The following is a 550-nucleotide window of genomic DNA, read 5'->3' on the forward strand; positions in this document are numbered from 1 at the left end:
CAGCGCTTGGGTATAATCCGCAAGCGCCCGGTCGAGGTCGCCCTTGTTGTGATAGGCACGTCCGCGATCCGTGTAGGCGTCCGCGTCATTCGGGTCGAGCTTCAGCGCATGGGTTAAATCCGCGACCGCACGGTCGTAGTCGCCTTTGTCGAGATAGGCAATGCCACGAACGGCGTAGGCGTCCGCGTCATTCGGGTCGAGCTTCAGCCATGGGTTAAATCCGCGACCGCACCGTCGTAGTCGCCTTTGATAACATAGGCACCGCCGCGTCTACTGTAGACTAACACAAGCAGCCTTTTTGTGTCCGCGTCATTCGGGTCGAGTTTGATTGCTTGGGTATAATCCGCGATAGCCCGGTCGTAGTCGCCTTTGCTGCGATAGGCATCGCCGCGCCACTTGTAGGCTGACGCGTCATTCGGGTCGAGCTTCAGCGCGTCCGTAAAGCATTCTATCGCGGTGTCGAAGTCTTCCCGTCCAGCAAAGAGAACGCCTTCCTTAATAAATGCATCCGCGTCTGTGTGTTCCGTACTCATCATATACCTCCGGCATT

General features: G+C 57.1%; 2 protein-coding genes. Both read right to left on the reverse strand.

Going from position 1 to position 550, the window contains the following annotated elements:
* Positions 1-207 (reverse strand): tetratricopeptide repeat protein (locus AWU74_RS13605; protein ID WP_162505043.1); only part of this gene is annotated, 207 nt, incomplete at its 3' end.
* A partial coding sequence (locus tag AWU74_RS07655) for a tetratricopeptide repeat protein (RefSeq protein ID WP_238580250.1) occupies positions 204-550 on the reverse strand: 347 nt, incomplete at its 5' end. The genes AWU74_RS13605 and AWU74_RS07655, both read right to left, overlap by 4 nt.

The sequence above is a fragment of the Treponema endosymbiont of Eucomonympha sp. genome (assembly GCF_001028545.1).